The organism is Brevibacterium sp. (assembly GCF_052105255.1).
In the GTDB taxonomy this organism is placed as follows: Bacteria; Actinomycetota; Actinomycetes; order Actinomycetales; family Brevibacteriaceae; genus Brevibacterium; species Brevibacterium linens_B.
In genome coordinates, this window is the sequence record NZ_JBQDYQ010000029.1 from 31,948 (window position 1) to 41,878 (window position 9,931).

A 9,931-nucleotide genomic window follows, 5' to 3' on the forward strand; every position below is an offset into this window, starting at 1 on the left:
CCGTCGATGACGTCGACGGGAGTGTCGAACACCCGGGACAGCACCTCACCGGTCATGATCTCCTCGGGCGTGCCGAACTCGACCACCGCACCGTCTTTGACCGCACAGATGCGGTCGGCGTAGTGACCGGCGAAGTTGATGTCGTGGAGGACGATGACGATAGTCCTGCCCATCTCGGCCGCCGCCCGGCGCAGGTGCTGCATCATCTGCACCGATCGCTTCATGTCGAGATTGTTCAGCGGCTCATCGAGCAGCACGTAGTCGGTGTCCTGCGCCAGCACCATCGCCACATAGGCACGCTGCCGCTGCCCGCCGGAGAGCTCGTCGATGAACCGGTTCTCCAGCTCACCGAGCTCGAGGAAGTCGATCGCCTGCGAGATGACTTCCTCATCGGCAGCCGTCAGGCGTCCCTTCGAATGCGGGAAGCGACCGAAGCCGACGAGCTGCCGAATCGTCAGCCGAGTGATGAAGTGGTTCTCCTGCCGCAGGATGGATACGATCTTCGCCAGGTCCTTCGACTTCGTCGACGACACATCGAAACCGGCCACCGAGATCGCTCCGGAATCGAGCCCGAGCAGCCGCCCGATCATCGTCAGCAGCGTCGACTTCCCCGCACCGTTCGGCCCGACCAGGGCGGTGACTCCCCCGGCCGGGATCTGCAGGTCGACGGGTCCGATCGAGACCTCGTCGTCGTAGGATTTGCGGACCGATTCGAGCGTGATCACAGGCGCCCCTTTCGCAGGATGACGAGCAGGAAGGCGCCGCCGCCGACGATCTCGATGATGATCGACACGACCCCCTCGGCGTAGAAGATGTTCTTCATGACGAAGTACGCCCCGCCAAGGACGACGAACCCGAGGAGGGCGGCCATCGGGAAGAGACGCTTGTGGTCATAGGTGTCGGCGAACTGGTAGGCGAGCATCGCGACGAGGAAGCCGAGGAAGACCATCGGTCCGATCATCGACACGGACACCGCCATGAGGATGGAGACGAAGAAGAGGACTCTGATGAGTTCGCCCTTGAAGTTGAGCCCCAGGTTGCTCGTCATGTCCCGCCCCAGGGCCACCACATTCAGGCGTGAGGAACAGAGGTAGAGCCCGAGGCAGGCCAGCACACACAGCGGGATCGACACCGGCAGGTAGCTCGAATCCGAATTCGAGATCGACCCGAACAGGCGGGCCGAGAGGATGTCGAACTCGCTCGGAGTCAGCGTCCGCTGCATGAATGTCGCCACCGATCCGAGTCCGCCGCCGATGACCACGCCGATGAGCAGCATGAGCGCCACCGAGGAATGCCGCCCCGACAGCAGCCACCCGTAGAGCGCCAACGACAGCCCGACCATGAGAATGAGTTGGACGACGAAGGGCACGAGCCCCTTGAGCTCGACGATCGCCGTGACCCCGAAGAAGTACATCGCCGAGGTCTGGATCGCCACGTAGAGGGACTCGAATCCCATGATCGAGGGCGTGATGATCCGGTTGTTCGTCACCGTCTGGAAGGCGACCGTGCCGAACGACTGGCACAGCGCGACCAGGGCGATGACGACGAGGTTCGTCAGCCGCAGCTCCGCGATCAGCCAGAACCCCGGGTCCGTGATCGGCATCGGATTGTCCCAGGCCAGGATGCCCAGAGCGATCCCCGCCGAGGCGACCGACAGCACGATGATCATCGTCCAGTACCGCCGCACGGACTTCGCCGTCGGCAGCGGACCCGACGACCGCTGAGCGGGCGAAGACCCTCGCCGAGGCGGCCGAACGACCCGTGCGCCCGCACCGGAACGATCCGTGCCGGTCGGGTCAATGACAGCGGGACGATCTCGGTCGACCGCCTCGGTGCCGGTGGACCGATCCGGACCGGTTACGTCGGTGGCCGCGGTCGGGTCAACCGCCTCGGTGCCGGTGTCGACCGGGGATTCGTCCTTCGCGCGCATCGGCACTCACCCGACCTTCCGCTGACGCAGCAGCAGGGCGACGAACACGGCCGCGCCGACGACGCCGAGGATGAGGGAGACGGGCACTTCGAAGGGCATGACGATGATCCTGCCGATGAGGTCGCAGATGATGACGATCGCGATGCCGAGCAGACACACCCACGGCAGATTCGAGCGCAGGTCATCGCCGCGCATGAGCGAGACGATGTTGGGCACAATGAGGCCGAGGAACGGCAGGTTGCCGACGACGACGGTGACCACTCCGGTCGCAATCGCCACGAACACGGTGCCCAGCAGCAGGATCTGGTTGTAGTTGAGACCGACGTTGGTGGCGATCTCCTTGCCGAGACCTGCCACGGTGAAGCGATCGGCGAGGACGAAGATGGCGACGACGACGGCCGCGACGATCCACAGGGTCTCGTACTGGCCCCGCAGGATCGAGGTGAAGCTGCCGGCGAACCAGATGCCCAGGGATTGGAGCATGTCCGTCTGCACTGCGATGAATGTCGAGACGGCACCGACGACGGCGCCGAGCATGATGCCGACGATGGGCACGATGAGCGAGGACTTCAGGGACACGCGGCGCAGGAAGACGAAGAAGACGAGGGTGCCGACGAACGCGGCGATGATCGCCCCGACCATCCGCGCCACGATCGAGGCATCGGGGTAGATGATGACGGTGAGCATGAGGCCCAAACCCGCCCATTCGGTGGTGCCGGTCGTCGTCGGTTCGACGAAGCGGTTCTGGGTCAGCAGCTGCATGACCAGTCCGCACATCGCCATGGCGGCACCGGCCAGGACGAGGGCGATCGTGCGCGGGATCCGCGTGATCTGGAACATCTCCGCCCCGCCGTCGCCGCCGAAGACGTCATAGACGCCGGTGAGCAGCGAGATCGCGAGGAGGATGGCGACCCCGAGGATGCCCAGCACAAGCGGCCATCCGAACAGGGGTGCCTTCGCCGAGGCGGCCCCACGTGGGGGCGAAACTTCCGTCCCAGCCAGGGACGGATCCGCCGTCCCGGCCGGGGACGGGTCGGCCGTTCCCTGTGGGGACTCAGCCGTCCGGTTGCGTCGGGCTTCGTTCCGACGGCGGGCCGCCTCGGCGAGGGTCATCACTTCTGGTCTTCGAGCTTGTCGGCGAAGTCGTTGAAGAACTCGGTGTAGGTCTGGATGCCTTCGTTGAGGTAGGTGTCCTCGGGGAAGTAGACGATCGCGTCGTCCTTGATCGCAGGGACATCCTTCAGCGCTTCGGATTCTTCGAGAACTTCGGCGGCCGGGGCGGAGCCTTCGTCGCGGTCCTCTGGGGCGAAGGAGGCGTCGCGGTCGAGGACGATCATGAGGTCGGGCTGCGACTTCGCGATGGCTTCGACGGAGATGTCGTCGCCCTGGTGGTCTTCACTGCCCTCGTCGACCTCGAGGGCCGGGTCGAGATCGAGGATGTCGAAGACGGGACCGACGGTGCGGCCGACCGATGGTGCTGCGTAGCCGATGTCGCCGGCCGAGGTGATCAGGCCCATCACCTTGTCGCTGTCGTCGTAGGCGGACTGAGCACGTTCGATTGAGGCGTCGAAGTCGTCGACGAGCGCCTTCGCCTCGTCCTGCTTGCCGAAGACCTCGCCGAGCACCTCGGTCTGGCGGCGCAGTTCGGCGTCGAAGTCCTCACCGTCGCGGGGATCGAGTTCGAGCACCGTCGCGTCGGGAGCGAGCTTGGCCAGGTCGTCGTGGAACTGGGCGAATCGCTGGCCGTTGACGATGAGATCGGGCCCCGCTTCGACGACCTTCTCGAGGTCGGGTTCGCGGTGGTTGCCGAGGTCGAGGATCGAGTCGTCCTGAGTGTAGTCGAGGTCGTCGCTCATCAGGGCGACGGCGCCGCCGCTGAGTTCGATGCCCCAGTCGCTGAGGGTCTGGAACGTGCGGTTGTCGGTGGCGACGACGGACTTCGGCGGGGAGGCGACGGTCTGCTTGCCGTTGTTGTCCTCGACCTCGATCGTCGAGCCGGAGTCATCGGCCTGCGCCGAATCGGAGTCGGCAGAGCCGCAGCCTGCCAGGGTGAGAGCGACAACGCCTGCCAGGGCGCTCAGTTGAAGGCGAGTCGAAACCATGGGTCCCACTTTCAGGAATGAACGAATAGGTCGAGCGTGTGCACACACTGAAAGTAAGCTTAGCCTATGCTTCAAAAATAAAGTCAAAGAAGTGTGACGTTATCTGCATCACACCTGAAGTGGGGCCGGATGGGCGTGCGGGCGGGCGGTGGGCTCCGCTGCGCCCCGGTCACATGGCGGGCTCCGCTGCGCCCCGGTCAGATGGCGGCGACGAGCCTGTCGACCTCGTCTTGGGTGTCGGCGGCGGCTGTCGGGCCGCCGGATCCTCCGCGACTGACCTTGAGTCCGGCCTCTTCGACGATGACCGCCCCACCTGCGTAGTCGTAGATGCCCAGGCCGCGTTCGGCGTAGCCGTTGACTCGGCCCTCGGCGACCATGCACAGGTCGAGTGCGGCCGAGCCGCAGCGACGGATGTCGTCGTATCCGGTCATGAGGTTCTCGAGCTTGGACAGTTGGACTCCGCGGTTGCTCAGGGCATAGGCGAAACCGGTGGCCAGGAGCCTGCCGGACAGCCCGGGCGGAGTCCCGCGCAGTCGTCGTGCCGGTATGGCGGCACCGGTCTCGCGGTGGTCGGCCAGACGTCCGTCGATCCGAAAGGCACCCAGGCCCGCGGCCGCCAGCCATGTAGCGTCCAGCCCGGGCGAGGCGACGAGTCCGATCTGCCAGTCGCCGAGTCCGAGGCCGGCGTCCTTCTCATCTGCCACCGCGCAGACGCCGACGGAGAAGGCATGGTGTTCGATGCTGCGGACATAGTTGACGGTGCCGTCGATCGGGTCGATATGCCATTCCAGCCGCGGACCGTCGTCAGCGATCTCGTTGAGTGCACCGGTCTCCGGATCGAATGCGTTGAGTCCCAGCAGGAAGTCCGCAGGGAAGAATGCGACCGGGTCGAGGGCTTCCGAACCCTCTTCGCCGACCATGAGGTCGTGGGGCCTGACTTGGTTGAGGTAGCCGCGCACGAGCGCCTCGATCTGCGCGTCGGCGCGAGTGACGAGGTCGTTCGGCGAGGTCTTCGTGTCGACGACATTGGCGTCGAGGCGCGCGCCGAGCAGCGGCCTCCAGGCGAGCATCTGCTCCCACGCCATGAGTGAGAGGTCGGAAGCGATGCGGAGCAGACAGTGGTCGACGATCTCAGCGGGCAGGGATTCGAGCTCGGAGTTCATACGGCCACTCTAGACACCCCGCCGCGCTCCTCGCCCGAGCGTCCGCCGGCAGAATCCTGCCCGTCCGCGCAGTCCGTTTCCCACGGCCGCAGTCCGCCCCTGTGTAACAAGACTGCAATACACCGGCGACTATGTACTTCTTGTATCTAATCCGCCCCGGGGCCTCAGGAACTCCGATCGCACAGCTATTCTCGCCTCCCGGAAACGCACCTGCGGTTGCCGTCACCGCACTTCGATCCAGGTGATTTCACAAACAGAGGAAGTGTCGAATCCTGAAGCGATTTCCATGCCTCGAGCAGAATTTCACTTCGGAAATGTGTTCACCCAACAGGGCCATTGTCCCCGGAACGAGAATTCCCGCTTCCGGCACCTCGATGAATCGGTCACGCAACCGTCAGAGACCGTCCATGAATCACACAAGGGCGGTGATCCATACCGATTAAGGATCACCGCCCTGGTTTCTGCGCGGGAAGTGCGGACACAGAGGGGGCAGGCGAATGCCGTTCTTCCCCTGTGGCTCCTGAGGTCAGGCGGGGTCAGCGACCCCGGCCTTCGGCTCACTGCGCTTGACCGGTCCGTGCCTGCGCACGATCTCCTGAACGGCCTGCGAAGAGGTACCCGCCGCCTCGGCGATCGCACCGAAGGTCGCACCTTCTTCGCGGGCGCGCAGAATCGCCATCACATAGTCGGTGTTGATTTTGGAGCGCTGCCGTGCGACCTTTCGGACCGCACCGACTAATGCCGCCTGATCAACTGTCAATTCACGAGCTCGACGAGACATGGTTTCTTCCCCTGCATTCATGGTGTGGCCCGTTGCCACGAATTGGTGTAGTCCCATTAGATACCACGAATATGTCAAGACACCAAGAATTCCCGAATATAGGAACTCGGGCTACTGTGTAGCACCGTTCTGAGCACGTAAGATAACGAATATATAACATTACTTGGGTTTCAACGATGACCGTCGCTCGCAATGTTCCGGCATGGACGGTATCGATGTTCCGGCAACCCAAGTGGCACAATGCGGACATGACGACTATGGCCGATCCCACTGGAGCGAATCGGGCGACCGTCGACGAAGACGAGTCCCTGACGCCGCTTCCCACCGCACTCGCCGAACAGTTCCGCGCCGCGGGCATCCGTGATTTCAGCATCGACGATACCGACCGCGCCGCGTACTCCTCCGATGCCTCGCTCTTCCGACTAGTCCCTGCCGCCATCGTCTTCCCTCACGACGAGGGCGAGGTGGCTCGTGCCCTGTCTGTTGCGCGCCGCCTCGGTGTGCCCATCACCAGCCGCGGTGCCGGCACATCGATCGCCGGCAACGCCATCGGCCGCGGCATCGTCCTCGACTTCTCTCTCCATATGAACGCGGTCCTCGACCTCGATCCGGATGAGCAGGCGGCCTGGGTGCAGTCCGGCTGCGTCCACGCCCACCTGCAGAAACAGGCCAAACCGCACGGTCTGCGTTTCGGCCCGGACCCGTCCACCCACACCCGCTGCACGATCGGCGGGATGATCGGCAACAATGCCTGCGGGCCCCGGGCGCTGGGCTACGGACGCACGGGCGACAACGTTCTCGCGCTGAAGATCATGCTCATCGACGGCACTGTCGTCACCCTCGATGACACGGACGCCTCCACGACGTTCCCGCGGCTGCACGAACTCGTGGCACAGAACCTCGGCACCATCCGCACGAACTTCGGCACGTTCTCCCGTCAGGTCTCCGGGTACGGACTCGAAGCCCTCCTTCCGGAGAACGGCTTCGACGTCCGCCGCGCCTTCGCCGGCACCGAGGGCACCTGGGGAGTCATCCTCGCGGCGAAGATGCGCCTGGTCAAGGAACCGAGCTTCACCTCGGCGGTTGTGCTCGGCTATGTGGACATGGTCGCCGCCGCCCACGATGCGCCGCTGCTGAAGGATTTCCCCGTCGCCGCCTGCGAGGGCCTCGATTCGCGCATGCTCGACCGGGTCATCGACACCAAGGGCGCCGAGGCGGTCCCGCCCCTTCCCGAGGGTGCGGGCTGGCTCGTCGTCGAACTCACCGGTGAGGACGAGGCCGCGCTCGAGACCGAGACTCAGCGCCTCATCTCCGAATCGACGTCACGCGACTCCGCAGTCCTCGACGCCCGGGCCGCGGCCGAGGTGTGGGCGATCCGCGCCGATGGCGCAGGTCTCGTCTCGCGCACCCCCGATGGGCGCGACGCCCACGCCGGCTGGGAGGATTCGGCGGTTCCGGTGGACCACCTCGGCGATTATCTGCATGACCTCATGGAACTGCTCGAGGAGCACGGGCTGTGGGCGATTCCCTACGGGCACTTCGGCGACGGCTGCCTGCACATGCGCGTGGACTTCCCGCTCGAGGATCCGAACGGCGGGCAGGTGATGCGCGATTTCATGGTTGCGGCCACGAAGCTCGTCGCGCGCTACGGCGGGTCGGTCTCCGGGGAGCACGGGGACGGTCGGGCCCGCTCCGAACTGCTGCGCCTCATGTACACCCCGGCGGCGCTCGACCTGTTTTCCCAGGTCAAGCGGCTCTTCGATCCTCAGCATCTGCTCAATCCCGGTGTCATCGTCGACCCGGACGCCCTCGACGAGTCGGTCCGTCTCACTCAGCTGCCGCTGCGTCAGGAGCTGCCCGGAACCCTCGCGATGGCCTACGAAGGCGAGTCCGCCGGTTTCGCGTCGGCGGTGCACCGGTGCACCGGGGTCGGCAAGTGCCGTGCGGATTCGGCGGCCGGCGGCGGCATCATGTGCCCGTCGTACCAGGCCACACGGGATGAGCGGCATTCGACGCGGGGGCGTGCGCGAGTGCTGCAGGAGATGGTGTCCGGGGATCTTCTCGAGCCTCGCTGGGACTCCCCCGAGGTGCACGAGGCCCTTGACCTGTGCCTGTCATGCAAGGCCTGCGGGACGGAGTGCCCGACCGGCACGGACATGTCCACGTACAAGGCCGAGGTGCTCTACCAGTCGTACAAGGGCAAGCTGCGGCCGATCAAGCACTATTCGCTCGGGTTCCTCCCGCAGCTCGCGCGTCTCATCACTCCGCTCGCGCCCGCGGTCAACCGGGTCTCGGGGCTGCCGGGGCTGACGACGCTGGCCAAGAGGATGGCCGGCATCGACGTCCGCCGGTCGATTCCGCAGTTCGCGTACACGACGTTCAGGAAATGGTGGGCCACCACCGCCGAGGCGGCACCGAAGTCGCACTCCCCCGCTGAGTCCCGCTCGAAAGCCGAGTCCCGCTCGAGCGCCGAGTCACCGGGCGCGGATTCGTCACCGGCCTCGGATTCGCTGCGGCCGAACGCTGAGGTCGTGCTGTTCGCCGACTCCTGGTCGAACCATTTCGCTCCGCGCATCCTCGCCGCGGCCGTCGCCGTGCTCGAGCAGGCAGGGGTGCATGTGCGGGTGATCGATCAGACGGTGTGCTGCGGACTGCCGCTCATCTCCACCGGTCAGCTCGATGCCGCGAAGGCGAATCTCTCGGAGACGATCACCGCTCTCGATGCGACAGGGGATGTGCCGATCATCGGCGTCGAGCCCTCGTGTTTGGCCACGCTCAAGGATGATTCGCTCAAGCTCGTCGCCGATGAGGCCTCGCACCGGGTGGCGAACCGGGTGCAGACACTGGCCCAGTATCTGCTGAGCATCGGTGCCGAACTGCCGGACCTGTCCGGGGTCGAAGCACTCGTGCAGCCGCACTGCCACCAGTCGGCGATCTTCGGCAACGCCGCCGATCAGGAGCTGCTGGCCCGGGCCGGAGCGGACACTGAGTTCCTCGGCGGGTGCTGCGGTCTGGCCGGGAACTTCGGCGTCGAAGACGGTCATTTCGAGACTTCGGTCGCCGTCGCCGAGGTGGCTCTGCTGCCGGCTCTGCGCAGACGCGGACGGGCCACCGGGGTGGAGGCTCGGGCCGATTCCGATAGCGTCACCGTTGCCGATACCGATACCGACGCTTCAACTCATCGTGCGACGGAGGCTGTCTCAGATGCTTCGCGCACTCGTGCCACGGGATCCGACGCGGATGAGCGGTTGCAGGTCGTTCTTGCCGACGGGTATTCGTGCCGCACGCAGATCACGGATCTCAGCGACGCTGCGGGGGTGTCGCTGGCCGAGCTCCTCGCGTGGGGGTGGGGGCTGGAACCGCGGCGCTGAGTCCGAGGTCAGGGCCGCCTCGGCGAGGATTCCGGCCTTGGCCGTCGCCTCAGGCCTAGGCCCTCGCCTCAGGCCCTGGCCGTCGCCTCAGGCCTTGGCCGTCAGCACCGGGACCTCGGCTTCGAGGAGGATGCGCTGGGCCTGCGAGCCGAGGATGAACTTCCCGATCGCCGAGCGTTTGCGCAGGCCGATGACGATGAGTTGGGCGTCGTACTCCTCGGCGAGGTCGTTGAGCGTGCCGGGCAGATCGTCTTCGTGATCGGGCTGGAGCACCTCGACCTCGACATCCGATTCCTTGCCGAGGTCGACGATCCGCTTGATCTCGTCCTCACCGATCTCGGTCGGAGCCCCACTCGCACCTCGTCGCTGTGAGTTGATCACGACGGCAGCGCTCGACCGCAGTTTGGCCTCTGCGAAGCCCGCACGCAGAGCAGCCTCACCCTCGGGAGCGGGTAGGTAGCCAATGAGAATCGTCATGCCCCCCAGTATATGGACTCATCTTTGGTTCGTTGACGTCGGGATCACGCTTCGGTCACGTAACCGCCACCCCATCCCCAGAACTACCTGACGGCGGCCCAACAACC

Annotated in this window: 8 protein-coding genes; 1 reads left to right on the forward strand and 7 read right to left on the reverse strand. The window is 65.5% G+C overall.

Features of this window, described 5'->3' with window-relative positions; translation table 11 throughout:
* From ACTIIH_RS09680 to ACTIIH_RS09705, 6 genes are all read right to left on the reverse strand, one after another.
* Positions 1-725, reverse strand: a 725-nt coding sequence (locus tag ACTIIH_RS09680; protein WP_441451590.1) for an iron ABC transporter ATP-binding protein, incomplete at its 3' end; no start/stop codon positions are given.
* On the reverse strand, positions 722-1,936 hold the full coding sequence (locus ACTIIH_RS09685) for an iron chelate uptake ABC transporter family permease subunit (RefSeq protein WP_441451591.1): 1,215 nt from the start codon (positions 1,934-1,936) through the stop codon (positions 722-724). The genes ACTIIH_RS09680 and ACTIIH_RS09685, both read right to left, overlap by 4 nt.
* Positions 1,937-3,043 (reverse strand): ABC transporter permease, encoded by a 1,107-nt coding sequence (locus tag ACTIIH_RS09690; RefSeq protein WP_441451592.1) that lies wholly within the window; start codon positions 3,041-3,043, stop codon positions 1,937-1,939. It abuts the gene before it with no gap.
* A complete protein-coding gene (locus tag ACTIIH_RS09695) occupies positions 3,043-4,032 on the reverse strand; it encodes a siderophore ABC transporter substrate-binding protein (RefSeq protein WP_101595834.1) in 990 nt (329 codons plus the stop codon). The genes ACTIIH_RS09690 and ACTIIH_RS09695 overlap by 1 nt, the downstream gene beginning before the upstream one ends.
* A 197-nt stretch (positions 4,033-4,229) precedes the next feature.
* Entirely contained in the window at positions 4,230-5,195 is a 966-nt protein-coding gene (locus ACTIIH_RS09700) for an inositol monophosphatase family protein (RefSeq protein ID WP_441451593.1), read from the reverse strand.
* A 526-nt stretch (positions 5,196-5,721) separates the two neighbouring features.
* Entirely contained in the window at positions 5,722-5,997 is a 276-nt protein-coding gene (locus tag ACTIIH_RS09705) for a hypothetical protein (protein ID WP_145998890.1), read from the reverse strand.
* A gap of 227 nt (positions 5,998-6,224) precedes the next feature.
* Here ACTIIH_RS09705 and ACTIIH_RS09710 point away from each other — a divergent pair, with 227 nt between their 5' ends.
* Positions 6,225-9,347, forward strand: coding sequence for an FAD-binding and (Fe-S)-binding domain-containing protein (locus tag ACTIIH_RS09710; protein ID WP_441451594.1), 3,123 nt, complete (start codon positions 6,225-6,227; stop codon positions 9,345-9,347).
* An 87-nt stretch (positions 9,348-9,434) separates the two neighbouring features.
* Here ACTIIH_RS09710 and ACTIIH_RS09715 read toward each other — a convergent pair whose 3' ends face one another.
* Positions 9,435-9,824: a universal stress protein gene (locus ACTIIH_RS09715; RefSeq protein ID WP_441451595.1), complete on the reverse strand. Its 390-nt coding sequence runs from the start codon at positions 9,822-9,824 to the stop codon at positions 9,435-9,437.
* Positions 9,825-9,931 lie beyond the last annotated feature (107 nt).